Genomic DNA, 24813 nt, shown 5'->3' with positions numbered 1-24813 from the left:
AGGCATGCCACATCAGGTCACAGCAGGCCACGTCGAGCCAACATTACGCACAGTTACCAAACTGGCTGGGGTCTCACGCCCACCCCGGTTAACTTCGAAGACCCGGTATCCGCAGGACTGGACGGCGCTGCGCTCCTCGGACTGGCACGCCTTCCGCGACCCCAATGAGGAGTGGGAGCAGACCATCTACCGGAACAACTCCAATGTTGTCCGGCAGATCCAGCAGAACCTCGAAAACGCGCGGGCGGCCCATGCCTACGATGGCTGGTCGCGGGGGTGGACCAAGTTCGTCGAGCAGCACCTGGGCGCCTGGATGCACGCTGAGAACGGTCTGGGCCTGCACGTGTTCGTCGCCGCTCAGCGGTCGGGCCCCACGAACATGATCAACACTGCCATCGCAGTGAACAGCGCGCACAAGCTCCGCTTCGCCCAGGACCTCGCCCTGTACAACCTGGAGCTGGCCGAGTCCCTGCCGGGGTTCGACGGATCGGCCCACCGCAAGGTCTGGCACGACGACCCGGCGTGGCAGCCGGTGCGGGAGAACGTCGAGCGGATCACCGCGGTCGCTGACTGGGCGGAGGCGCTCGTCGCCGCGAACATCGTGTTCGAGTCGCTGGTCGGCGTGTTGTTCCGCAGCCACCTCGTCATGCAGATCGCCGCCCGTAACGGCGACTACGTCACGCCGACCCTGGTCGGGACCGGCGAGAACGACTACGAGCGCGACCTGCGTTACACCCGCGCGCTGCTCAAGCTTCTCGTCACCGACGAGAAGTTCGGCGCAGGTAACGTCGAGACCATTTCCGGCTGGTTGTCTCGGTGGGTTCCGCTGAGCTTGAAGGCGGCCCATGAACTGCAGCCGATCTGGTCGCAGCAGCAGGAGAAAGTCATTACCTTCTCGGAATCCCTCGACGCCACGGTCAACGGGTTCCGGGCTGTCCTTTCCGACCTTGGTCTGCCCGAGCCGAAGGAGCTGACGCAGTGACCACCACGAACGAAAACCCAGAGCTCGGTAAAGCCAATCGGACCTCGTCAAACATGTGTGGCGTCACCCTGATGAACAACCAGAACGGGTATGTCGTCGCCGACGTCATGCGGAGCAAGCCCGGTATCCGCGTCGAGGAGTATCCGTCCATGATCCGGGTTGACGGCGAACGTAAGATCGAATTCGACTTCGACGAGATCTCGGATGCGCTCGGTTTCGATTTCGGTGTGTCCGACTTCGAAGAGATCATGTCCACGCACTACGGCCGGATGGTGCATCTCGACGACAAAACCGTACTTTTCGCCAACCCTGAGGACGCGGCGGAGTACATCGATTTCGACCTGAAAGTCGTCACTAACTGACCTGACCCGGGACGAACGGAACGGTCCACGCCGGGCTTATCCGGCCCGGCGTGGACCGGCCGTGGTGATATTGCGGAGGATATCCACATGTACGTCAAGGACAATGAGCGATACTTCATCGTGGATTCCCACCTGCACTTCTGGGATGGGAGCCCAGAGAACCAGGAGAACCGCTACGGCAAAGGTTTCATCGACTGCTTCTACGACTACCATGTGAATCTGAGCCCGCAGGAGTACCTCTGGTCACGGGAAAAGTTCCAGAAGTACTCTGCGGAAGTCATGGTGAAGGACCTATTCGAGGACGGTTACGTCGACAAGTGGATCTTCCAGTCCACCTATCTGACGGACTTCTACCGCAACGGTTTCAACACCACCGAGCAGGACGGCGCGCTCGCCGAGAAGTACCCCGGCAAGTTCATCGTGAACGGCTCCTTCGACCCGCGTGACGGCGAACTGGGCCTGCCGAAGCTGGCGGACCTGGCGGCACGCTGGAACCTCAAGGGCGTGAAGCTCTACACGGCCGAGTGGAAGGGCGAGTCCAAGGGCTACAAGCTGACCGACCCGTGGGTTTACCGGTATCTGGAGAAGTGCCAGGAACTCGGCATCCGCAACATCCACATCCACAAGGGTCCGACGATCTACCCGCTGAACCGGGACGCGTTCGATGTCGCCGACGTCGATGATGTGGCCACGGCATTCCCCGAGTTGCGGTTCATCATCGAACACGTCGGGCTGCCCCGGTTGGAGGACTTCTGCTGGATCGCCACACAGGAGCCGAACGTCTACGGTGGGCTCGCGGTGGCCATGCCGTTCATCCACAGCCGGCCGCGCTACTTCGCGCAGATCATCGGGGAGCTCCTCTACTGGCTCGACGAGAACCGGCTGACCTTCTCGAGTGACTACGCGATCTGGCACCCCAAGTGGCTGGTCGAGAAGTTCGTCGACTTCCAGATCCCGGATGACATGCAGGCCGAGTACGGCGTGCTCACCCCCGACATCAAGCGCAAAATTCTCGGTCTCAGCTCCGGCGTCGACGCCTCTCGTGGGCGCAGGGCAGTCCGTATGACCACACCCACAGTAACCAGTAGGACCGGCCTGGCCGCGGACGTCTGGGAAGCTTTGGGGCGGGTGTACGACCCGGAGCTCGACCAGCCCGTCACCGAGCTGGGATTCGTCCATGCTCTGGTGGCCCAGGACGGGCGGGTGCAGGTTCGGCTCAGGCTCCCGACCTACTTCTGCGCGCCGAACTTCGCCTACCTGATGGTGTCCGACGCGCACGACGTGGTGAAGGAGCTGCCAGGAGTCACCGAGGTGGACGTGGCCCTGGAGGATCACTTCGCCGCCGAAGAGATCAACGCCGGAGTCGCCGCCGGAGACGGTTTCCCGGCGAGTTTCCCCGGGGAGGCCACCGGAGGCCTCGACGACCTGCGGATGACCTTCCTGCGTAAGGCGCACACCGCCAGCCTGGAAGGCGCGGCCAAGCGCCTGGTAGCCGAGGGTTGGTCACCCGAGTCGCTGTACCGGGCCCGGCTGGCGGACATGCCGGAGTCGCCGGAACGACACAGCCTGCTGCGCCGACGGGACGCCCTCGGACTGTCCCTGGCTCCCGAGGCGCCGCTGTTCGTCGACGACGACGGCCGTCCGATCGATCGCGAGGCGCTGCCTCTCCGGCTGCGATTTGCCCGGACCGTCCGGGTGACGATCGACGCAAACACCACGGTCTGCCGCGGTCTGCTGGAGACGCGGTACGGCCCTGTGGACCGCACACCCATGACGTGACAGTGACGTGACAGCAACGAAGGCGGAGGTGGGCCGATGAGGGCCGTCCAGGTCATCAAGTACGACAACGCGCCGCGGCTGGTAGACGTCCCCGAGCCCAAGATCCTCCATCCGCTGGATGTGGTGGTCAGAATCGGCGGCGCCGGTGTCTGTCGGACCGACCTGCATATCATCGAAGGGCAGTGGGAGCAGAAGTCGGGCGTGACCCTGCCGTACGTGCTCGGGCACGAGAATGCCGGCTGGGTGCACGAGGTCGGTTCGGCGGTGAGCGACATAGCCGTGGGCGATCCGGTCATCCTGCACCCGCTGGTCACCTGCGGGCTGTGCCAGGCCTGCCGGGACGGCGACGACGTGCACTGCGCCCGGGCGTCCTTCCCCGGGATCGACAGCGACGGCGGCTACGCCGAACTCCTGCGGACCAACGCCCGGTCGGTGGTCAAACTCGACCCGTCGTTGCAGCCGGCGGATGTGGCGGCACTGGCCGACGCCGGACTGACCGCCTACCACGCGGCACGCAAGGCAGCCGCGGCACTGAGTCCCGGTGACCGGGTCGTGGTGATCGGAGCCGGCGGTCTGGGCCACATCGGTGTGCAGGTGCTGCGTGCCCTCACCCCAGCCGAGATCATCGTCGTCGACCGCTCCGCCGAGGCGTTGCGGCTCGCCGGCGAACTGGGCGCCGACCACACGGTGCGGGCCGACGGCAGCGAGGTGTCCGCGGTACTCGATCTCACCGGGGGCAACGGCGCCGAGGCGGTCATCGACTTTGTCGGTGAAGGCGGTGCGATCGAAGCGGGTGTCGCCATGCTGCGTCGCGCCGGTTCGTACTATGTTGTCGGCTATGGCGGGGTGCTGAACGTCCCCACCATCGACATCATCTCCACTGAGATCAACTTCATCGGTAACCTGGTCGGATCGTACAGCGACCTCGTCGAGCTGATGGTTCTCGCAACCCGTGGCAAGGTCACCCTGCACACGAGTGCCTACCCCCTGGCAGAGTTCCACCAGGCGCTCGACGACCTTCACCACGGCAAGGTGCGCGGTCGGGCGATCCTGATCTCCTGATCTACTGATCACCCGGACCCGGTCTGTGAATGGCTCGGGAACCCAGGGCTCCGGCGGCGCGACTGTGCGATCGGATCGGGCTCCAGGTGGGGCTGGCTTCGCCATCATGCCCCGCCAGCTGCTCGCCGCCACGATCGTGCCGCCCTCGGCCCGCCCTGACGGATACAGAGCGGAAGGACTGAGGAAGAGATGGCCAAGGATCTGCGGTTCAACGTCGAGGCGCGTCGCCTGCTGGAGGCCGGGGTCAATGCCCTGGCGGACGCCGTCAAGGTGACTCTGGGTCCAAAGGGCCGCAACGCCGTCATCGAAAAACTGACCGGGCCACCCACCATCACCAATGACGGTGTGACCATAGCCAGGGAGATCCAGCTGCGTAACCCCTTCGCCAACATGGGGGCGCAACTGGTCAAGGAGGTCGCGACCAAGACCAACGGCACTGCCGGCGACGGAACCACCACCGCCACCGTGCTCGCGCAGGCCCTCGTCCGGGAGGGTCTGCATGCCGTGGACGGGGGCGCCAACCCGATGTTTCTCAAGAACGGCATCGAGGCTGCCGTGGCCGCCCTGCTGGAGGAGTTTGAAAAGTACCGGGGAGAGGTCGATGGCGAGGCCGATCTTGCCCGGGTGGCGACCCTCGCCGCCAACAACGATGCCCGGATCGGCGACGTCGTGGCCGCGGCCCTTGGCCGGGTGGGCTGTGACGGGGTGGTCACGGTCGAGGAATCCCCGATATTCGGACTCGAGGTCAGCTTCGTGGACGGTATCGAGTTGGACAACGGGTACCTCTCGCCGTACATGGTCACCGACACCGAGCGGATGGAGGCCGCCTACACCGACCCCTACATCCTGTTGACCAACGAGAAGATCTCTCAGGTTCAGACCCTGATGCCGGTCCTCGAGCTGGTCACCCGGGCCGGCGGCCAGTTGATCGTCTTCGCGGAGAACGTCGAGGGACCGGCACTGGGCATGCTGGTCGCCAACAATGTGCACGGGACCTTCCGGTCCGCGGTGGTCCGGGCACCCGGTTTCGGTCACCGCCGGTTGGCAGAGCTCAACGATCTCGCGGTTTTTCTGGGCGGTCAGGTGATTACCGTGGATGCCGGGCTTTCCCTGGACCGGGTCACCCTCGGCCAGCTCGGGCGTTGCAAGAAGGCCACCATTACCGAGCATGTGACTACGATCGTCGACGGCGCCGGTTCCGCCACCGAGATCCATGCCCGGATCGACCAGCTCAAGCGGGAGTTCGAACGGGCGGAGAACCCCCACGACCAGGACACGTTGCAGACCCGGATCGCCCGGCTGTCCGGCGGCGTCGCGGTGATCAGGGTCGGCGCCGTGACCGGCGTGGAGCTGAAGGAGAAGCTGCACCGGGTCGAGGACTCCCTCGCGGCGGCACGGGCTGCTCTCGCCGAAGGTGTCGTGGCAGGCGGTGGTACCGCACTGCTGCAAGCGGCCTCGGCCCTTGACAAGCTCACGCTGGCCGGCGACGCCGCTGAAGGCAGGGAGATCGTCCGGCGGGCCATCGCCGAACCACTGCGCTGGATCGCGATCAACGCTGGCTATGACGGCGACGAAGTGGTCAAGCGGGTCGCCGAGCTGCCGCGCGGTCACGGTTTCAACGCCGCGACCGGAGAATACGGGGACATGGCCGGCTTCGGTGTCATCGACCCGGTGAAAGTCACCCGTTGCGCGCTGCAGAGCGCGGCGTCGATCGCCGCGCTCTTGCTGACAACGGAAACCCTGGTTGTCGAGGAGGTCATCGGCAACCAGGGCGCCGTGATTGCTCCCGGATTCGGGGATCTCGCGGAGGGCCTGGTCCGGCCTTCCAACATCGCCTGATCGCCAGGCGGCCGATGGCGTGCCGGCAGCTGCCGGCACGCCATCGGCAGGAACGGTCTCGCGCCCGGTCAGCATCACCGTTTCCGGAGCGGATGACGCCGGTCCGGCGGGCCGCCTACCGCCGGACCGGCTTCGCGACTCTCCGCTTCGTACGGACCGCCGGCGCGGGGCGTGCCCTGGTTCAGACTGGGCCAAGGGCGATCCGCCCCACCTGGGACGCGTCAGGCGGTGATGCCGTAGGCCTTCAGCTTGCGGTAAAGGCCGGACCGCGACATCCCGAGCCTGGCGGCCGCCAGCATTCGGTTGCCCTCGGTCTCTTGGAGGGCGGCGACAATCGTGTCCCGCTCAGCTGCCTCCAGCGGGGTGAGCACGTGCCGCGAGGTGGTCTGGCAGTACGCCGGCAGGTCCTGGGCCTGGATCTCCCCGACCGGTCGCCGCCGCAGCGCGTGTTCGAGGGCCTCGCGCAGCTGGGAGATGTTGCGTGGCCAGGAGTAGCGCGCGATGATCCGTTCGGCGGCTGGACTGAGCCGCACCTTGCGGTTGGGGGCTATGCCGCGCAGGACCGACGAGGTGATGGTGGAGAGGTCATCGGTACGGCATCGCAGCGGCGGCACGGTGATCGCTACCTCGAAGTGGCCGAGGAGTGCGTGGAACGGCAGGTCGGAGTCCAGCGAGGAGTCCGACAGGGTCGCAACGAATGAGGTGGTGCCGTCGAGCCGGCCGATCGCAGTGAAGAACGCGTCGAGCTGTTCGACTCCTTCGGTGCTGGCCTGGTCGACATTGCGGACGATGTAGAGGGTCGGCTCTGGCTTGCCCGCGAGCAGAGAGTCGATGTCGGTCTCGGAGTTCTCGATGGTCAGCTGGGAGGCGTCCATCGACACGCTTCGGCTGCCCGGGTGCGAGGCGTGGAAGATCTCGGCGACCAAGGTGAACTTGCCGGTGCCGGTCTCACCGAGCACGATCGCCGGCTTCTCCGCCATGAGGGCTTCGCGCAGCTTGTCGCACGCGCGTACCCACGCCGGTGACCGGCCACCGGTAATGGTCTCGTGCGGCCGGTACAGGTCGCCGGCGATGCGGGAGGTCTGCGGGGTCGCGACCGCGATCTGTGGCAGCACCTGCTCGGTGAAGTCGCCCGGCGATCCGGCCTTCTCCGTGGCAACGAGGTCGGCGATCACCACCATGCCGGCCACCTCGGAGCCGGTCAGGATCCGGGTGCCCCGGATGTGGACCATGCGTCCCCCCGGCAGGACCAGGGTGTCGCTCACCCGGTCGCGGCGGCTCATGAGGAAGGTCGCGTGCTCGCGCAGGGTCAGCTGCTCGCTGGCGTCGAACAGGCGCTGGGCCGGGGCGTTGGCGATGAAGACCGAGTCACCGAAGGCGAAGACGGCCTGCCGGGACGCCCGGGCTTCGGCGCGCAGGTAGGTCTCGAAAACGGCCTGCTGGGACTGGCTGCGATCCAGCAACAGGTTGCGGCTGATGTCCTTGGCGGCACTCTTCACCAAGGTGTGCATCAGCGGGCTCCAGGTCTGGGTGAGCGTGGAGATGTCCAGCACTCCCTCTACCCGGCCGGTGAGAGGATCGATGACCGGGGCGCCGGTGCAGGCGAAGCATTGCAGGGGCTCGGTGAAGTGCTCCGGCCCGACGATGCTGACCGGCTGACCGGCCTCGATCACGGTGCCCACACCGTTGGTGCCCATCATCGACTCGGAGTAGTTGAACCCTGGCGCGAATTCGACCCTGTCGAGCAACCGCCCGACCGTCGATGACAAGTCGATGCGCTGAACCAGCCTGGCCTTGTGGTCGGTCAGGGCGATGACCAGCGGGAGGTCCGCGGTGTCGTTGCCGAGCTGAGTGAGCACCGGGCGTGCGCAGCGCACCAGCCGGGACCCGGTGTCGATGTCGTCGATGTAGTCGCTGTGCGGCCGTGCGCTGTCGACGCCGGCCGCCTGGCTGCGTTCCCATGATGCCGCGAGCACGTCGGGGACACCGACGGCACCCGCGCGGCCGCACTCCAGGAAGTCTGCCCGGGCTGCGGCCACCCGTAAGAGGCGGTTCGCGGTGTCCGGCATGTGCACCTCCTCGGGGATCCTGGATGGCCCCGTGGAAGAACATCGTGGCTGAGAGCCACGCCACATCCAAGAGCAGTGAGTGTCCAATTTTGGGACACCGACACCCGGTGGGACACCAGCAGGGTTGTCCCAACAACGGGGCCTGCGCATGGAACCCAGGGAGTCACGAACCGAGGAGCGTCATGGACACCCTGATCAACATCGACAACGGTGGCACGCTTACCGACATCTGCGTCTGGGATGGCGACCAGTTCACCTACACCAAGACCCTCACTACTCCGCACGACCTGTCGGAGTGCCTCTTCGACGGGATCGAGAAGGCCTCGGCCGCCCTCTACGGCGAGGCCAACACGGAGAAGCTGCTGCACGCTACGCAACACATCCGCTACTCGACCACGCAGGGCACCAACGCCCTGGTCGAGCGGCGGGGCCCGATGATCGGCATCCTCAGCACGATGCCGGGCCTGTTCGAGCAGATGCGCAGCCGTGAAGCCGAGAAGGACCTCTTCGACGGCCTGATCGCCGACCGGGTGCTCACCATCGACATGGGCGCGACCGATGAGGAGATCGACTTCGAAGTCGTCCAGCGGATCAACCAGCTCACCACCCTGGGTGCCGCCCGGGTGGTGGTGGCTGGTGAGTCGCCGGAACAGGAGCGTCGCCTACGCAGCGTGTTGCTGCGCAAGTTCCCGCGGCACCTGCTCGGCTCGATCCCGCTCCTGTACTCGTGGTCCCTCGCCGGCGACCGGGACCACCCGCGCCGGGTGTGGTCGTGCGTGCTCAACTCGTTCCTGCACCCGACCATGGAGCGGTTCCTGTACGCGGCGGAGCGGCGGCTGAAGTCGTACAGGGTGCTCAACCCGCTGCTGGTATACCGCAACGACGGAGCCTCCTCGCGGGTGGCCAAGGCGGTGGCGCTGAAGACGTACTCCTCCGGGCCGCGCGGCGGCTTGGAGGGTACGGCGGCGCTGGCTCGCACGTACGGCCTCGAGCACACGCTGATGATGGACATCGGCGGCACCACCACCGACGTGGGGGTCGTCCGCGGCGGTGCGGCGGCGGCCGATGAGCGCGGCACCATCGAGGGCGTCTCGATCTCCTACCCGATGAGCAACGTGCACTCGACCGGTGTCGGCGGGTCCTCGGTGATCTCGGTGGTGGACGGGCAGATCACGGTCGGGCCACGCAGTGTGGGGGCGGCCCCCGGCCCGGCCTGCTTCGGCTTCGGTGGCAAGGAAGCCACGATCACCGACGTCAACCTGCTGCTCGGCATCCTCGACGCCAGCACCTACCTCGACGGCACCTTCCGGCTCGACGCCGACCGTTCGGCCGCGGTCATCACCGAGACCATCGCCGAGCCGCTGGGCATCAGCCTGGAGGAGTCGCTGATCCGGATGGAGCAGGCCTACTTCGAGGCGCTGGCACACTCCTTCGCACACCTGATCCAGGAGAACTCGACCCTCGTCGCCTTCGGTGGCGCCGGCCCGATGAGTGCCGTCGGTGCCGCTCGTCCGGCAGGGGTGAAGAAGGTGCTGATCCCGCGGATGGCAGCGGTCTTCTCCGCGTTCGGCATTGCCTTCTCCGACATCGGCAAGACCTACGAGGTCGGCGTGCCGGAGCCGACCACGGCAAGCACCGCGGCGACGTACGACGAGATGCTCGCCCGGGCCAGGCGCGACATTTTCCAGGAGGGCTACGACCTCGACGACTGCCGCACCGAGGTATTGCTCACCATCGAGGAGACCGACGGGTCGCCGGTGGAGACCAGGCCGTACCAGTCCGGCGACGCCGTGGACTTCCCCGGGAAGCAGGTCTCCCTGCAACTGTCGGTGACGGCCGCGCTGCCGCACCCCGAGGTTGCTCCCGACACCGACGTGCCCGCGATCCGGGTGACGAGCAATGAGACCCGCCTGGTCCGTTCCGCGCCCGACCAGGTCGACAAGGTGCCGGTGTTCGTGCTCGCCGAGATGCCGCCCGGTGGGAGTGGCGAGGGCCCGGTGATCGTCGAGGGTCCGTTCTTCACCGCTCGCGTGCTGCCCGGCTGGCAGTTCCGGGTCACCGCCTCGGGGGACCTGCTGCTGACCGACACCCAGTGACCTCCTTGACCACCCCGAGCATCCCCTGACCGCCACGAGAGGAAAGTCATCATGCGGGTCCCCATGACCGAATACCTGGTCATCGATCTCGATACCGAGCGCTGGGTCTGCCGGGTGTGCGGCCGCGACATCTGGTCTGCCCACGGGAACTACAAGCTCGGCTGCCTGGTCTACGACCGCGACCCACGGGAGATCCACCAGCCGATCATCAACCCCGACCGCTACGAGTTCACCTTTTCCCCGGACCCGGCGTACTGCCGGATCCTGGAGTTCTACTGCCCCGGCTGCGCCACCCAGATCGAGACCGAATACGTGCCGCCGGGACACCCGCCGACGGCCGATCTCGTCATCGACGTCGCCGCGCTGCGCGCCCAGTGGGAGGAACGCGGCGTCGACCCCGAGCAGGTCCACAACTACGGGCCCGGCGAGGACGCGCAGAAATACACCGCCATGCACAAGGCGACCGGCCACATCCGCTGATCTCGCAGGGAGAACCGAGACAATGAAACGTATCTCCGTCGACATCGGCGGCACCTTCACCGACTGCTTCTTCGTTTGGGACGAGACCTACGTCGAGGCGAAGGCGCTGACCACGCACCACAACCTGGCGCTGGGCTTCAACGAGGCGCTCGACCTGGCGTGCAGCCGGGCCGGACTGGACCGCGGCACCGTGCTCACCGAGGTCGACTCGGTCCGCTACGCCACCACCCTGGGCACCAACGCTCTCATCGAGCGCAAGGGACCCAAGGTGGGGGCGATCGTCACTCATGGCTTCGAGGACACCATCCCGCTCTCCCGCGGCCGGGGGTACGGCGAGGGCCTGGACTACTCGATGCAACAGAACCTCCCGGCAGCCGAACGGCCCGAGCCGCTGGTGCCGCGGTACCTGATCCGCTCGGTCAAGGAACGCGTCAACTCGGCCGGCAAGATCGTGGCGAGGCTCGATCCCGAGGACGTCCGCACGGTGGTCCGTGAGCTGGTGGATGCCGGCGCCGAGGCCCTGGTGGTTTCGCTGGTCAACGCCACCGAGAATCCCGAGCACGAGCTGGCGATCCAGGAGATCATTCTCGACGAGTTCCTGGCCCACGAGCTGGGTGCCATCCCGCTGCTGCTGGGCCACCAGGTCTCTGGTCGCAAGGGCGAATACGTGCGGGCGACCTCCACCATCGTGGACGGCTTCCTGCACGAGATCATGTTTCACGCGCTCAGCCAGCTCTCAAACAACCTGCGCGACTCCGGCTACGGCAAGCCGATGCTGGTCATCCACAACTCCGGTGGCATGGCGCAGATGAACTCCACCGACGCCCTGCAGACCATCCACTCCGGTCCGATCGCCGGCGTCGGCGCCGCGGAGCACCTGTCGAACGAGACGGGCCTGGGCCATGTGATCTCCACCGACATGGGCGGCACGTCCTTCGACATCGGCCTGGTGCCTGAGGGCGGCGTGAAGCACTATGACTTCCTGCCGACCATCGACCGCTGGCTGGTGTCGGTGCCGATGGTGCACCTCGACACGCTCGGTGCCGGCGGCGGCTCCATCGCGTCGTACGACCGGATCCACAACTCCATCAAGATCGGCCCGGAGTCGGCCGGCTCCAACCCCGGCCCGGCCTGCTACGACCGCGGCGGACTGCGCCCGACGGTGACCGACGCCGACCTGTTGCTCGGCTATCTGGACCCGGACAACTACGCCAACGGCTACATCAAGCTCAACCCGAATCGCTCCCGGTTCGCCGTCGAAGAGAACCTGTGCGACCAGCTCGACATGGACGTTCTCGACATCGCCCGCGCGATCAAGGATGGCGTCGACGAGCAGATGGCGATCGGCATCGGCAAAGAGCTGCGGGTGCGCGGCTACTTGCCGGAGGACTTCACGATGCTCGCCTACGGCGGCAACGGTCCGCTGCACGCCTGTGGTATTGCTCGCCATGCCGGCATCAAGCAGATCCTGGCCCCGCCGTTCTCGTCGGTGTTCTCCGCCTGCGGCGCCGGCAACATGAAGCAGCTGCACTTCCACGAGCGCGGCGTGCACATCACGATGTACAACGCCACCTCCCGGTCGCTGTACGACAAGTACGAGGAGTTCAACGCGATCGTCGAGGAACTCGAGGCCCGGGGCCGGGAGGACCTGGTGCGTCAGGGCTTCGCGGCCGAAGACGTGAAGTACCGCCTGGAACTGGACATGCGCTACGGCAACCAGTTGCTCACCCAGGCTGTCGCCCTCGACATCAACCGGATGAACGGTGTCGGCGACGTACTGCACATGATCCGCACCTTCGGTGATGTCTACAGTCACCGGTTCGGCGCCAGCAGCGCGGCACCCGAAGCCGGGATCCGGGTGGGGACCGTGCGGGTGGCCTCCTATGTCGACGGCGACGTCGTCAACTTCGACTCGCTGGAGGCCGGCGGCGAGCGCACGGTGCCGACCGAGGTGTCGCACCGCAAGGTCTACTTTATCGGCCAGGACGACTCGATCGAGACGCCGGTCTACGACCAGACCGCGCTGTCGCACGAGCGGGTGATCCCCGGTCCCGCGATCGTCACCACCGAGAACACCACTTACCTCGTCGAGCCGGGCTGGCGTCTGGAGCCGACGGTGCAGGGCGCCGTCTGGTTCCTGCAGGACTGATCGAGTACACCGTCGAGCGCACCAGGGAGAAGACGATGACTGTCACGGACGACAGCGCCACGCAGGAGCAGGCCACCGAGCAGAGCACCCTCACGCCCCAGGAGCGGGAGTGGGTCGACCAGTTCATGGACGAGACCACTCTCTTCCTCGGTCCCGACCCAGTGATCATGCGTGACCACTCCATCCAGGAACGGACGTCGCGGGAGGAGACGGCGATCGCCGCCGGTGTCGACCGGCTGGTGGTCGAGCGGATCCGCAAGCGGATTGCCGGTGCACTCGACGAGGGCTACGAGATGTGCGAGGCACAGGGTGCCGCACCCGGGGCGAAGTGGGGTGACCTGACGACCGCGATCTACACCGCGGCCGGGGACGTCTCCTACCTCTCCTGCCACGGGGTGATCGCGTTCTCCGCGATCCTGCACTACCCGATCCGGTACATCGTGAAGTACTGGAAGGACGAGCCGACCGTCGGCATCCACGAGGGCGACGGATTCATCCACAACGACGCCCGGTTCGGCAACGTCCACAACACCGACCAGTCGATGATCATGCCGATCATACGTGGGGGCGAGATCATCGCGTGGGTAGCGGCGACCATCCACGAAGGCGAGAACGGCGCCTGCGAGCCGGGCGGCATGCCGTCAGGCTCGGAGACCCCGTTCGACGACGGCCTCCGGATGAGCCCGTTCAAGATTGTCGAGCGTGGTCATCTGCGCCGAGACCTGCTGACCTTCCTCCAGCACTCGGTGCGCGACCCCAAGCTGCAGCTGGCCGACCTGAAGGTGAAGATCACCGCGGTGCGCAAGATCATGGAGCGCATCGACAAGGTCATCGACGAGGTTGGCGTCGACACGTTCGTGGCGGCCCTGCGGGTCACCGTCGAGGACGTCGACGCCGAGGTCCGCCGCCGGATCTCCGAGCTTCCCGACGGCACGTACTCCTTCAACCAGTTCATGGATTCGACGCTGAAAGAGAACATCCTCATCAAGATCGCCTGCAAGATCCACGTCAAGGGCGACAAGATGACCGTCGACCTGCGTGGCACCGGACCGGAGATCATCAACCGGGCGATCAACTCTCCGCTGTGCTCGGTGAAGTCGATGATGATGCAGGCGATCCTGGCGTTCTGGTGGCCAGACCTGCCGCGCTGCACGGCGGCGATGAGCTGCATCGAGATCATTTCCGACGAGGGCACCTGGGCCGACGCGTCCTATGACGCCCCGATGGGGCAGTCGTTGCAGGCCTCGTTCCGAGGCTTCTCGATGATGCAGGCGCTCTACGGAAAGATGTCGTTCTCCACGCCGCACAAGTACTCGAACATCGTGGCTAACTGGTTCAACCAGATCAACACGTTCCTGTGGGGCGGTGTCACCAAGCACGGCGACATGGTCGGCAACCTGTGTGCCGACCTCAACGGCATGCCCGGGGGAGCCAAGCCCTTCCGGGACGGTGAGGACGCCGTCTCGCCGCTCTTCTGCGCCATGGCCGACACGGCCGAGCAGGAGGTCATGGAGGAGGAGGTGCCCTTCATGCAGCTGGTGGCCAAGCGCCTGGTCCGCGACAACATGGGCTTCGGCAAGTTCACCGGCGGCATGGGCTACGAGATGATCGTGGCCGCCGAGGGCACGCCGGAGTGGGGCTTCATGACGGTGACCTCCGGAGCGAAGTTCTCGTCCATCTACGGCATGTTCGGGGGCTACGGCTGCAGCACCTACCCGCTGGCGATGGTCAAGGGCACGAATGTCTACGAGCACATTCGCCGGGACAACAAGAAGTTCGACCTCTCGATTGAGAAGGTCATGAACGAGCGTCCGTTCCCGGATGGGAAGTACTCGACCTATCACATGGGTCTGCAGTACGACCGCGCCAAGGACGGCGAGCTCTACATGATCTCCCAGGGTGCCGGTGGTGGGTACGGTGACCCGCTGGAGCGTCTGCCTGAGTCGGTGGTGCGCGATGCCGAGCTCGGCCGGATCAGCCAGAAGGTCGCCGAGGAGATCTTCGGTGTCCGCTATGACCCGATCACCTTCCGGCTCGACGCCGAGGGCACCAGGCAGGCCCGCGAGCGGGTCCGCCAGACGCGCCTGACGCGCGGCAAGCCCTACGCGGAGTTCGTCAAGGATTTCGTCACCGAGGAGCCGCCGAAGGACCTCCTCTACTACGGCTCCTGGGGCGGCGACACCAACGACCTCACCGCCACGGTGTTCACCATCGACGGTCCCCAGCGGGTCAAGGCGCCACTGAAGGAACTGCCGATCATCGTGATCCCGGACCGCCGGGAGCTGAAGATCGCGGCGCTGGAGGCGCGCGTGCGGGAGCTGGAGGACAGGCACGGCGAGGACGTCAAGCGTCTCGCCTGAGGTTCCGTCTCGCCTGAGGTTCACAGAGCCCTGAGGTTCAAGGAGCACTGAATGTCTTCTCTCACTGCCCTGCTCGCTGCCGCGCCCGGCGGCCGGGCGCTGGTGATCGACCATGATGCCTACGCGACGGCAGTGCTACGGCAGGGCAGCGAGATCCCCTGGGGTGACCTCGCCGCCCTGACCGGGAACGTCGCCCAGGTCCATGCCCTGCTGGACCCGGATGCGGTGTTCATCAATGCCGAGGCGTTCTACGACGCGTATCTCGCGGCGACGCCTGACCTGGTGAGCGCCCTAGGGAAGCGTAGCCGCACGGGCTACGCGTTACGCACCCTGCTCGGTGACGAGCCCGCCGTCGAGCGGTTGGTTCTGACCATGCGCACGCTGGCGGACTCGACCCGGCGACGGGTCGTGCTGTCGGTGCCGTCGCCCGCGAGGTGGTTGCTGCGGGCACACGACCGGGCCGGTACGGGGCTGGACGAGGTGAGCGAGGACCACGTCGACAGCGCCTCCATGTACCTCGCCGAATGGCTGGGGCGCCTGGGGTCGCCGCCGCTGGGACTGCTGCTCCTTGATGCCCGGGCCTGCTCCGGGGACTCCGCCACGCTGGAGTCCCCGGAGCAGGCGGGTGGCTATACCTCGCTGACCAATGTGGCCGGGCACTTCGACTGGACGCTGGCGGTGCGATTCGACTCCTCGGTTGACGTGGCCGGCGATGTCACGCGGGCTGTCGTCCTTCCCGAGGCGTTCTGGCATGGCGAGGGGGAGGCACCTCGTGACGGAGCCCAGCTTGTGCTGACCACCATCCCGGCCAATGCGCCGCCCGAGACGGTTCTGCTGCGCCGGGCTCTGCTGAAGGAGGGGTGAGATGGACAAGGTTGTGGCGTCGGCGCAGGAGGCGGTCGCCGACATCCCGGTCGGGGCCAGCGTGGCGAGTGGTGGCTTCGGGGTCTGCGGTATCCCGTCGGTGCTCCTTGCCGCGCTCGCCGAACAGGGGGCCTCGGACCTGACCGTCATTTCCAACAACTGCGGGATCCCGGGTGTGGGTAACTCGCTGCTGCTGGAGGGCGGGCGGATCCGCCGTCTGGTGGCGTCGTACGTGGGGGAGAACAAGGAACTGGAACGGCAGTACCTCTCCGGGAAGGTCGAGATCGAGTTCAACCCGCAGGGGACGCTGGCGGAGCGGTTGCGCGCCGGTGGAGCCGGGATCGCCGCGTTCTACACCCGCACCGGCGTCGGCACGCAGGTCGCCGACGGCGGGCTGCCGATCAGGTACGACGCCTCGGGTGAGGTGGCGCTGGCCTCGCAGCCCAAGCTGACCGAGGTCTTCGAGGTCGACGGGGTGCCGCAGGTCTTCGTGCGGGAGACGGCGCTGCGGCCGGACTTCGTCCTGGTGCGGGCCCGGCGTGGTGACCGGCACGGCAACCTGGTTTTCCGCAAGGCCGCCCGCAACTTCAACCCGCTCTGCGCCATGGCCGGGAGGGTGACGATCGCGGAAGTGGAGGAACTCGTCGAGCCGGGTGCGCTGGAGCCCGACGAGATCCACCTGCCCGGAGTCTTCGTGCAGCGGGTGGTGGCGTTGACGCCCGACCAGGCCGCGGACAAGGGGATCGAGCGGCTCACCCTGCGTGCCGTCACGACTGCTGCAGGAGGTTCCTGACATGCCTTGGTCCCGGGACGACATGGCCGCCCGTGCGGCGGCGGAACTCAACGACGGGGACTACGTCAACCTCGGCATCGGTCTGCCGACGCTGGTTCCCAACCACGTGCCCGACGGCGTGGAGATCGTGTTGCAGAGTGAGAACGGCATCCTCGGCCTGGGCCCCTACCCGGTCGCCGGCGAGGAGGACCCGGATCTCATCAACGCCGGCAAGGAGACGGTGACGACCGCGACGGGAGCAAGCTTCTTCGACTCCGCCACCAGTTTCGGGATGATCCGTGGGGGGAAGATCGATGCGGCGATCCTCGGCGCCATGCAGGTCAGCGAGCGCGGGGACCTGTCGAACTGGGTGGTGCCCGGCAAGCTGGTCAAGGGCATGGGGGGCGCGATGGACCTGGTCCACGGCGCCCGCCGCGTGATCGTTCTGATGGAGCACTGCGCCAAGGACGGATCGCCGAAGATCCTGCCCGAGAACACGCTCCCGCTGACCGGCACGGGTGTCGTGCAGCGCATCATCACCGACCTCGCCGTCATCGACGTGACCTCCGATGGTCTGGTGCTGGTGGAGACGGCGCCGGGCGTCACAGCCGACGACGTGCAGAAGGTGACACCGGTACGGCTGGCTCGGGTGGGCACGAAGCCTGGTGCCGGCGTGGCGGGCGGACCTGCCGGGGTGTCTCAGCAGTGAAGGGTGTCTGAGCGTTGAAGGGACCGGATGTGGACCACGATGATGTGGAGATCGTGGGCTGGGGTCATACCCCGTTTGGCCGTCTGCCCGAGGAGACTCTGGAGCCGCTGATCGTCGCCGCCGCGCGGGAGGCGATCGCGTCGGCGGGCCTGCGCCCGCGGGAGATCGACGAAATTGTTCTCGGTACCTACAACGCGGGGTTGCAGCCGTTGGCGTTTCCTTCCTCGCTGGTCCTGGAGGCCGATGACGATCTGCTGTTCACCCCGGCGACCCGGGTGAAGAACGCGTGTGCGAGCGGGTCGGCCGCGCTGCTGTGCGGGGTGCGGGCGATCCAGCCCGGGCAGGCGCGCCGGGTGCTGGTGATCGGGGCGGAGAAGATGACCCACGCGCCGGCCGAGGCTGTCGGCGGGGCTTTGCTGGGTGCCGACTACGAGCATGCCGGCGGGTTGTCCGGTGCCGGGTTCGCGCGGTTGTTTGCCGATGTCACCGAGGCCTACTTCACCAAGTACGGTGATCACAGTGACGCGCTGGCACGGATCGCGGCGAAGAACCACCGTAACGGGGTGGTGAACCCGTACGCCCATCTGCGTTCCGATCTCGGCTTCGAGTTCTGTAGCACGGTCGGTCCGCGTTTCGTTCGGGTCGTCATGGATCAGTCCTCTCCCGTTCCCGGCTCGCCACCGGGTGGCGTGCGGCGGGCTGATGGACGTACAGCTCGCGCCGCCGCGGGGTCATGGCCGCGGGGACGGGCTCCGGCAGCCGGTAGCGGGCGGGATGCTGGTGCTCGGCGTACAGCCGGTCGGCATTGTAGACCCGGGGGAACTTCCAGAGCATCCGTGGGAAGTTCGTCTGGCCGTGCGCCAGGTTCGCGGTGACGATCCGGGCGGTCGCGGCAAGCGCCTTCGCGCCGAGGTGTTTGCGGTTGAGGACCGCCTGGGTGGAGACGAGCTCGCGGTAGAAGCGGTCGAGGGGAAGCCGGGTGGGGACGACGGCGTGCTGGATGTCGAACAGCCGGTAGTCCAGGGTGGTGAGCCGCCGGGACTGGGTGTGCCAGATCTCCGTACCCGGGTAGGGGGTGCACACCGTGAGATGCACGATTTCCGGCACCGACAACGCCCATTCGCGGACGAGACGGAACTGCTTCTCGTCCCAGTCCGGGTCGGCGATGAGGTTCACCGCGACCGTGATGCCGATCTTTCGGGCGACTTCGAGGGCGCGGATGTTCTCGTCCGGGGAGATCCGCTTGTGGTAGAGGTTCAAGCCGTCCGCGTCGAGGGCCTCCATGCCCAGAAACATGTATTCGAGGCCGAGGCGGCGCCATCGCTCGAACACCTCGGGATGGCGCAGCAGGACGTCGCTACGGGTTTCCAGATAGTACCGTTTGCGAATCCCTCGGCGTTCGACCTGATCGGCGATGGCCATGCCGTGTTCGGGCCTGATGAAGGCGACGTCATCGACGATGAAGACGTTCGGTTCCCGGATGGCGGACAGTTCCTCGCCGGCCGCGTCCGGGGAGAGGCGGCGGTAGCTGCGGCCGTAGAAGGTCCAGGCGCTGCAGAAGGAGCAGTCCCATGGGCAGCCGCGGGTGAACTCGACCGATGCGCACGGGTCCAGCTCCCCGATGAAGTAGCGGCGGCGGTGGGCCAGCAGATGGCGGGCCGGCAGCGGCTCGTCGAGGCTGGGTAGCAGGGCCGGGATCGGGCCCGCCCCGTCGGCGGTGACCGCGCCCGGGACGTCGGCGAGACGGGCGCGGTCGGCCTCGAGGATGCGCGGGGCGACCACTTCGCCCTCGCCGCGCGCGACCACATCGAGTGCGCCGTCGCCCTGCTTCAGCAGGTGCTCGGCGATGAAGGAGACGCTGTGGCCGCCGGCCACGACCAGGCAGCCGGGCAGCTCCCGCTTCGCCCGGTGCGCGAGCTCGATGACCTCGGGGACGTTCGCGAGGTAGTTCACCCCGAACATCACCGCGTCGGGACGACACTCTCGCAGGCGGCGCGCGTAGGTGGCCGGTTTCTCCACCTGAAGATCGATCATGCTCACCTCGTGGCCCGCGGCGAGCAGCGCGGCCGCCACCCGTTCCAGCCCCAGCGGTTCGAGCCGTAGAAAGATCTTCGAGTACATCAGCGCGCTGGGATGAACCAGTAGGACACGCATGATGCTCCTCTCGACTGTTCGGGGACGGCCCTGGGTATTCGAGGACGGGCCTGGGCGGACCGGACTGACGCGGACTGCTGCGGTCCCGTCCCGAACGTGCGTGCCGGGGACCCTGCGTGCCGGGTACTGCCCGTGGATCGCTCCCTGCCCGGGGCGCCGACTCCGCGTCGCCTGTCATCTTCCTGTTCCTGCCCCGGAGCGCCGGCCTGACTCGGGAACGAACCTTACATTCGGCTGACAATGACGTCGGTGCGTCGGGCACCGGTCCTTCAACGGCCCGAGAGCCCGGCCGGGCTCGGCTACCGCCACGTTCCGCGACTGATCGTGGCGGATCGGCTGCTTGCGGCGGGGAGCGGGCGGTTGCGGGGGAGGGGCTCGATCAGCTGGTGGTCTTGGACCAGGTGCCGTCGCAGGCGAACCAGGTCGAGGAGGCACTCGTGGCGGGGCGGGACGCCGCGCAGATCAAGCTGCCGCTGAGCTGTGGGCGAAGACGAACTCGAGCCTCCCGTCCCCCCGGGCCTGGCGGGGCCCATAATGGGCATTCCCGGAACGCAAGCATCAGTCAACAGGCGACCACCGTTCGAACGGCGTGTCGAGGGGATCAACTCGCCTGGCTCAACCAATAAAAACTTGGCCTGAGCTCGGAGAGCAACGTAACAGCCGTCGAAGGCACTTTCGGCGGGCTCCCACGAGATGCTGGTCACAGCGGAGAACCGATGTCCAGGGAAATTCAACCGACAAACATGGCATCGGAACAGCCGGGTACTTCTGCGGCGAGCGGTGCTGGCCGGCTCGTTCGGTGAGCGTCGCGCTGCGCACGTCACGCCCGCCGGGGCCCGACTCGGCGAGGATCGGGCCCGCACGGCCCTGACCAGGCAGATTCACTCCCGTCGCCGGGTGAGATGATAATCACCTCAAGCCCCCGGGGTCGGTTTTCCAGGGTTACGTTAGACTCGCTACCCCCGCCTCTTCGGCGAGTCGACTTACGAAAGTATTTCTACCTGATGCGCGGCGCGCTCCATGCATTAATGCCGGGTCGGGGCCCGCGCGATGACTATCAAGGTGATTATGGACACGATCCAGCCGCCGACGGGGGGTGGAAAATCAGAGAACCAGAGCCAAGAAGTTGAGCGGAGGAGGATCGTGACCACGGACGGCGCCCGAACCGGGCAAGCCGGCGAACCGGGACAGCTCAAGCGAGGCCACGGCTCCCCGCACCTCGCTTCCTGATCGTCGGGCCTGGCCTGGGCGGCTCACCTGGACGGTGAGAAGCCCCCCTCGTCCTGGCCAAGCTGTTGCTCAGGTCCCGCACCTCGACTCGGAGCCCGGAGCCCGGAGCCCGGAGCCCGGAGCCCGAAGTCCGGAGCCCGAAGTCCGAAGTCCGGAGCCCGAGACCGCGAGTCAGCACGCATCGAGGATCGCGCTGGCCAAGCGGACCTTACTGGTGATCGTGCACCGGCGCTCCACTTCCGCGAGACCGACCAGGTTCGCTGCTGGACGAGTCCTCCCCAGTTCGCCCGCCAGCCCACGGACGGTTCCGACCTGCATCAGCAGCCGGTCAACGGCGGCGTAGATCTGACCGGCATCCCCGAGCCCTTTCCGCCACCAACTGCCGAAGGTGGACCATGACAATCCTCGACGACAGCACCGCGCCCGGCCTCGTCGGGCCGCCGAGCTCCCACGGTCCGCGTCGTGACCCGGCTCCGCTCCTGCCCGACCCCGAGCCGGTCCGGGTCCTCGGCACGGAGGCTGCGGGGAAGGTCGACACCGATCTGCTGCGCGTCCTGTACCACCGCCTGGTGCTGGGACGGCGCTTCAACCAGCAGGCCACGACCCTGGCCAGGCAGGGCCGCCTCGCCGTGTACCCGGCGTCCACCGGCCAGGAAGCATGCCAGATCGCCGCGGCCATGGTGCTGCGGGAGTCGGACTGGCTGTTCCCCAGCTACCGCGACACGCTGGCGGTGGTATCGAGGGGCGTGCGCCCGGTGGACGCGCTGACGCTGATGCGCGGGAACGCGCACAGCGGCTACGACCCGCGGGAGCACCGGATCGCGCCGCTGTCGACTCCGCTGGCCACCCAGGCCTGCCATGCGGTGGGCCTGGCCCACGCCGCCCGCCTGCGCGCGGCCTCGGATCCGTGGGCGGCGGAGGACGTCGTGGCGCTTGCCCTGATCGGCGACGGCGGTACCAGCGAGGGCGACTTCCACGAGGCGCTGAACTTCGCCGGGGTGCTGAACGCGCCAGTGGTGTTCCTGGTACAGAACAACGGCTATGCGATTTCGGTGCCGCTGGCCCAGCAGTCCGCGGCACCGACGCTGGCACACAAGGCGGTGGGCCATGGGATCACTGGTCGCCTGGTGGACGGCAACGATGCGCCTGCGGTGCACGGTGTGCTGCGCGCGGCGGTCGAGCACGCGCGGTCGGGTCGCGGCCCGGTGCTGGTCGAGGCGGTCACCTACCGGCTGGAGGCGCACACCAACGCCGACGACGCGACCCGCTACCGCACCTCGGAGGAGGTCGCTGCCTGGCAGGCCCGCGATCCGCTGATGCTGCTGGAGCGGCAGCTGCGCAAGGCCGGTCTCCTCGACGACGCCGGCGTCGCCGCAGTCGCGCAGGCCGCCGAGGAACTCGCCGCCGAGATGCGCGCCCAGTTCGATCGTGCGCCTGATCTCGATCCGGGCTCGCTGTTCACGCACGTCTATGCCCAGCCGACCAGCCAGCTTCGTGAGCAGGCCGCCGAGCTGATGGCCTGGCAGGCCGCGGACGCAGCCAAGAGCGACGACGCACGATGAGCGCCGCGACCATGGTGCAGGCCCTCAACGCCGCGCTGCGCGACTCGCTGCGCGAGGACGCGCGCGTCCACATCCTCGGCGAGGACGTCGGCACCCTCGGCGGCGTCTTCCGAGTCACCGACGGCCTGGCCGCCGAATTCGGCGCGCAACGCTGCCTGGACACCCCCCTGGCCGAGGCAGGCATCCTCGGCACCGCCGTGGGCATGGCCATGTACGGCCTGCGGCCCGTCGTGGAGCTGCAGTTCGACGCCTTCGCCTACCCCGCGTTCGAGCAGCTCGCGTCGCATGTGGCCAAGATACGCAACCGCACGGCCGGGAAGACCACGCTGCCGATCACCATCCGCATCCCGTACGGCGGCGTCGGCGGCGTCGAGCACCACAGCGACTCCAGCGAGGCCTACTACGCGCACACCCCCGGCCTGCACGTCGTCACCCCCGCCACCGTCGCCGACGGCTACGGGCTGCTCCGCTCGGCGATTGCCTCGGACGACCCGGTGGTCTTCCTGGAGCCAAAGCGGCTCTACTGGCCCACGGACGACCGGCCCACGGACGACCGGTCTACGGACGGCTTCTCTCCGGCCGAGGTGCCGCCGATCGGCCGGGCAGTGGTCCGCCGGACCGGTACCTCGGCGACCCTCCTGACCTACGGCCCCTCGCTCCCCGTGTGCCTCCAGACGGCCGCGGCCGCGCGATCGGAGGGCTGGGACCTGGCGGTGGTCGACCTGCGCTCGCTGGTCCCCTTCGACGATGAGACGGTCTGCAAGGCGGTCCGCGCCACCGGGCGCGCCGTTGTGGTCCACGAGGCCGCGGGTTTCGGCGGCGTCGGTGCGGAGATCGCCGCCCGCGTCAGCGAGCGGTGCTTCCACCACCTCGCCGCCCCCGTCCTGCGGGTCACCGGCTTCGACATCCCTTACCCGCCCCCCATGCTCGAACATCACTACCTTCCCAGCGTCGACCGCATCCTCGACGCTGTCGCCCGACTCCAGTGGGAGCAGTAACACCGTGGCCGCGGTACGCGAATTCCCCCTCCCCGACCTCGGCGAGGGCCTGACCTCCGCCGAGGTCGTCCGCTGGCTTGTCGGCGTCGGGGACGTCATCACCGTCGATCAACCCGTAGCCGAGGTCGAGACCGCCAAAGCCGTCGTCGAGGTGCCCTGCCCCTATGCCGGCGTCGTCACCTCCCTCGCGGGCCTGGCCGGTACCAGTGTCCCGGTCGGCACACCACTGATCACCGTGGCCGTCAGCGAGCCGGCAGCAGGGCGAACGGGCTCCGGGAACATCCTCGTCGGCTACGGCACCAGCACGGAACCCCCCCGAGCCCGCCGCCGACGGCGCGTCGGCGCACCCGGGCCGGCACCCGGACCGGCGACGCCACTCGGGCCTTCCGCCCAGACCGTGGTCCAGCCCGTGGTCAAGGTCGTCTCGCCCCTCGTTCGCCGCTTCGCCCGCGAGAACGCCGTCGATCTCCGAAAACTCGTCGGCACCGGCCCGGAGGGGCTGATTCTGCGCAGGGACGTGGAGACCGCCGTCGCCCTACGTTCCGCTCCGGCGCGCCCGGCGGAGACCGACTCGACCGTCGTCCCGCTGGACCCGCTGGCGCGGCGCGCGGCGGAGACGTTCGTGCGCAGCAGGCGCGAGGTGCCGGATGCCACCTGCTGGGTCGACACGGATGCCACCGCACTGCTCGCCGCCAAGGACACCCTCAACGACACTCCCAACGACACCCTCAACACGGGGGGCACCGAGCCCAGAATCGGTCTCCTGGCGATTCTGGCCCGCATCTGCGTCGCCGCACTGGTCCGCTTTCCCGCGCTCAACTCCGCCGTCGTCACCGACGCGGACGGCCGCGCGACCGGCGTGCGCCACCACGCCGCCGTCCACCTGGGATTCGCCGCGCAGACCCCGCGCGGCCTGGTCGTGCCCGTGGTGCACCACGCTCAGGGCCTGACCACCGCTCGACTGGCCGCCGAGATCGCCCGGTTGACCGCCGCCGCCCGCGCGGGCACGCTCACTCCCGCCGAGCTGACCGGCGGCACGTTCACGCTCAACAACTACGGCGTCTTCGGTGTCGACGGCTCCACGCCCATCATCCACCACCCCGAGGCCGCGATGATCGGCATCGGCCGGATCGTCCCCAGGCCCTGGGCGGTGGACGGCGAACTGGCGGTCCGCAGGGTCGTGCAGCTCTCGTTCACCTTTGACCACCGGGTCTGCGACGGCGCCACCGCCGGGTCCTTCCTGCGCTTTGTCGCCGACGCGGTCGAAGACCCCATGGTGCTGCTGCGCCACCTCTGACCACCGCACCTCTGACCACCGCCTTACCAGCAGGCGATGACCGCTGCCC

At 67.6% G+C, this 24813-nt stretch carries 17 protein-coding genes and 1 pseudogene; 16 read left to right on the top strand and 2 right to left on the bottom strand.

Going from position 1 to position 24813, the window contains the following annotated elements; all coding sequences use genetic code 11:
* From AC08OU_RS09160 to groL, 5 genes are all read left to right on the top strand, one after another.
* On the top strand, window positions 1-982 hold a 982-nt coding region (locus AC08OU_RS09160), incomplete at its 5' end, for an aromatic/alkene monooxygenase hydroxylase subunit beta (RefSeq protein WP_476604659.1).
* Window positions 979-1344 (top strand): propane 2-monooxygenase effector subunit MimD, encoded by a 366-nt coding sequence (gene mimD, locus AC08OU_RS09155; protein ID WP_476601857.1) that lies wholly within the window; start codon window positions 979-981, stop codon window positions 1342-1344. The genes AC08OU_RS09160 and mimD, both read left to right, overlap by 4 nt.
* A gap of 87 nt (window positions 1345-1431) precedes the next feature.
* Entirely contained in the window at window positions 1432-3123 is a 1692-nt protein-coding gene (locus AC08OU_RS09150) for an amidohydrolase family protein (RefSeq protein ID WP_476601858.1), read from the top strand.
* Between the two features lie 36 nt (window positions 3124-3159).
* Complete coding sequence (locus AC08OU_RS09145; protein WP_476601859.1) at window positions 3160-4185, top strand: NAD(P)-dependent alcohol dehydrogenase; 1026 nt, start codon at window positions 3160-3162, stop codon at window positions 4183-4185.
* A 189-nt stretch (window positions 4186-4374) separates the two neighbouring features.
* Complete coding sequence (gene groL / locus AC08OU_RS09140; RefSeq protein WP_476601860.1) at window positions 4375-6024, top strand: chaperonin GroEL; 1650 nt, start codon at window positions 4375-4377, stop codon at window positions 6022-6024.
* Window positions 6025-6245: 221 nt separating this feature from the next.
* Here groL and AC08OU_RS09135 read toward each other — a convergent pair whose 3' ends face one another.
* Window positions 6246-8093, bottom strand: a complete 1848-nt coding sequence (locus AC08OU_RS09135; RefSeq protein WP_476604658.1) for a sigma-54-dependent Fis family transcriptional regulator — start codon at window positions 8091-8093, stop codon at window positions 6246-6248.
* 182 nt (window positions 8094-8275) lie between these two features.
* Here AC08OU_RS09135 and AC08OU_RS09130 point away from each other — a divergent pair, with 182 nt between their 5' ends.
* The 8 genes and pseudogenes from AC08OU_RS09130 to AC08OU_RS09095 form a co-directional block, all read left to right on the top strand.
* Complete coding sequence (locus tag AC08OU_RS09130; protein ID WP_462187179.1) at window positions 8276-10189, top strand: hydantoinase/oxoprolinase family protein; 1914 nt, start codon at window positions 8276-8278, stop codon at window positions 10187-10189.
* Between the two features lie 51 nt (window positions 10190-10240).
* Window positions 10241-10669 (top strand): acetone carboxylase subunit gamma, encoded by a 429-nt coding sequence (locus AC08OU_RS09125; protein ID WP_476599619.1) that lies wholly within the window; start codon window positions 10241-10243, stop codon window positions 10667-10669.
* Window positions 10670-10691: 22 nt separating this feature from the next.
* The gene (locus tag AC08OU_RS09120) at window positions 10692-12818 is read left to right on the top strand and encodes a hydantoinase/oxoprolinase family protein (protein WP_476599621.1); all 2127 of its coding nucleotides are present in this window, start codon (window positions 10692-10694) and stop codon (window positions 12816-12818) included.
* Between the two features lie 35 nt (window positions 12819-12853).
* Window positions 12854-15178 carry a hydantoinase B/oxoprolinase family protein gene (locus AC08OU_RS09115; RefSeq protein WP_476599623.1) on the top strand — a complete coding sequence of 775 codons (2325 nt, stop codon included), beginning with the start codon at window positions 12854-12856 and terminating at the stop codon, window positions 15176-15178.
* 51 nt (window positions 15179-15229) lie between these two features.
* Complete coding sequence (locus AC08OU_RS09110; RefSeq protein WP_476599625.1) at window positions 15230-16042, top strand: hypothetical protein; 813 nt, start codon at window positions 15230-15232, stop codon at window positions 16040-16042.
* A gap of 1 nt (window position 16043) precedes the next feature.
* Window positions 16044-16835, top strand: a complete 792-nt coding sequence (locus AC08OU_RS09105) for a CoA transferase subunit A (RefSeq protein ID WP_476599627.1) — start codon at window positions 16044-16046, stop codon at window positions 16833-16835.
* 1 nt (window position 16836) lies between these two features.
* Window positions 16837-17523 carry a 3-oxoacid CoA-transferase subunit B gene (locus AC08OU_RS09100; RefSeq protein ID WP_476592669.1) on the top strand — a complete coding sequence of 229 codons (687 nt, stop codon included), beginning with the start codon at window positions 16837-16839 and terminating at the stop codon, window positions 17521-17523.
* Window positions 17524-17552: 29 nt separating this feature from the next.
* A pseudogene (locus AC08OU_RS09095) lies at window positions 17553-18095 on the top strand (thiolase family protein); the annotation flags it as partial.
* Between the two features lie 73 nt (window positions 18096-18168).
* Here the strand turns inward: AC08OU_RS09095 and hpnR are convergent.
* A complete protein-coding gene (gene hpnR / locus AC08OU_RS09090; protein ID WP_476599629.1) occupies window positions 18169-19677 on the bottom strand; it encodes a hopanoid C-3 methylase HpnR in 1509 nt (502 codons plus the stop codon).
* 1625 nt (window positions 19678-21302) lie between these two features.
* Here hpnR and pdhA point away from each other — a divergent pair.
* The 3 genes from pdhA to AC08OU_RS09075 are packed head-to-tail and all read left to right on the top strand — an operon-like array spanning window position 21303 to window position 24764.
* Window positions 21303-22469 carry a pyruvate dehydrogenase (acetyl-transferring) E1 component subunit alpha gene (gene pdhA, locus AC08OU_RS09085; RefSeq protein WP_476599631.1) on the top strand — a complete coding sequence of 389 codons (1167 nt, stop codon included), beginning with the start codon at window positions 21303-21305 and terminating at the stop codon, window positions 22467-22469.
* Window positions 22466-23467: an alpha-ketoacid dehydrogenase subunit beta gene (locus tag AC08OU_RS09080; RefSeq protein ID WP_476599633.1), complete on the top strand. Its 1002-nt coding sequence runs from the start codon at window positions 22466-22468 to the stop codon at window positions 23465-23467. The genes pdhA and AC08OU_RS09080 overlap by 4 nt, the downstream gene beginning before the upstream one ends.
* A 4-nt stretch (window positions 23468-23471) precedes the next feature.
* Window positions 23472-24764: a dihydrolipoamide acetyltransferase family protein gene (locus AC08OU_RS09075; protein WP_462202955.1), complete on the top strand. Its 1293-nt coding sequence runs from the start codon at window positions 23472-23474 to the stop codon at window positions 24762-24764.
* Window positions 24765-24813 lie beyond the last annotated feature (49 nt).

It is taken from the genome of Frankia sp. CcMO1 (genome assembly GCF_977945845.1).
This window is presented reverse-complemented; position numbering and strand designations above follow the sequence as displayed.

What these genes read in the sequence shown, in the direction of transcription:
- AC08OU_RS09150 (WP_476601858.1), top strand. Translation starts at nt 1,432, where the DNA reads ATGTACGTCAAGGACAATGAGCGATACTTCATCGTGGATTCCCACCTG.
- AC08OU_RS09130 (WP_462187179.1), top strand. Translation starts at nt 8,276, where the DNA reads ATGGACACCCTGATCAACATCGACAACGGTGGCACGCTTACCGACATC.
- AC08OU_RS09105 (WP_476599627.1), top strand. Translation starts at nt 16,044, where the DNA reads ATGGACAAGGTTGTGGCGTCGGCGCAGGAGGCGGTCGCCGACATCCCG.
- groL (WP_476601860.1), top strand. Translation starts at nt 4,375, where the DNA reads ATGGCCAAGGATCTGCGGTTCAACGTCGAGGCGCGTCGCCTGCTGGAG.
- AC08OU_RS09125 (WP_476599619.1), top strand. Translation starts at nt 10,241, where the DNA reads ATGCGGGTCCCCATGACCGAATACCTGGTCATCGATCTCGATACCGAG.
- AC08OU_RS09110 (WP_476599625.1), top strand. Translation starts at nt 15,230, where the DNA reads ATGTCTTCTCTCACTGCCCTGCTCGCTGCCGCGCCCGGCGGCCGGGCG.
- AC08OU_RS09135 (WP_476604658.1), bottom strand. Translation starts at nt 8,093, where the DNA reads ATGCCGGACACCGCGAACCGCCTCTTACGGGTGGCCGCAGCCCGGGCA.
- hpnR (WP_476599629.1), bottom strand. Translation starts at nt 19,677, where the DNA reads ATGCGTGTCCTACTGGTTCATCCCAGCGCGCTGATGTACTCGAAGATC.
- AC08OU_RS09080 (WP_476599633.1), top strand. Translation starts at nt 22,466, where the DNA reads ATGAGCGCCGCGACCATGGTGCAGGCCCTCAACGCCGCGCTGCGCGAC.
- AC08OU_RS09100 (WP_476592669.1), top strand. Translation starts at nt 16,837, where the DNA reads ATGCCTTGGTCCCGGGACGACATGGCCGCCCGTGCGGCGGCGGAACTC.
- AC08OU_RS09145 (WP_476601859.1), top strand. Translation starts at nt 3,160, where the DNA reads ATGAGGGCCGTCCAGGTCATCAAGTACGACAACGCGCCGCGGCTGGTA.
- pdhA (WP_476599631.1), top strand. Translation starts at nt 21,303, where the DNA reads ATGACAATCCTCGACGACAGCACCGCGCCCGGCCTCGTCGGGCCGCCG.
- AC08OU_RS09120 (WP_476599621.1), top strand. Translation starts at nt 10,692, where the DNA reads ATGAAACGTATCTCCGTCGACATCGGCGGCACCTTCACCGACTGCTTC.
- AC08OU_RS09115 (WP_476599623.1), top strand. Translation starts at nt 12,854, where the DNA reads ATGACTGTCACGGACGACAGCGCCACGCAGGAGCAGGCCACCGAGCAG.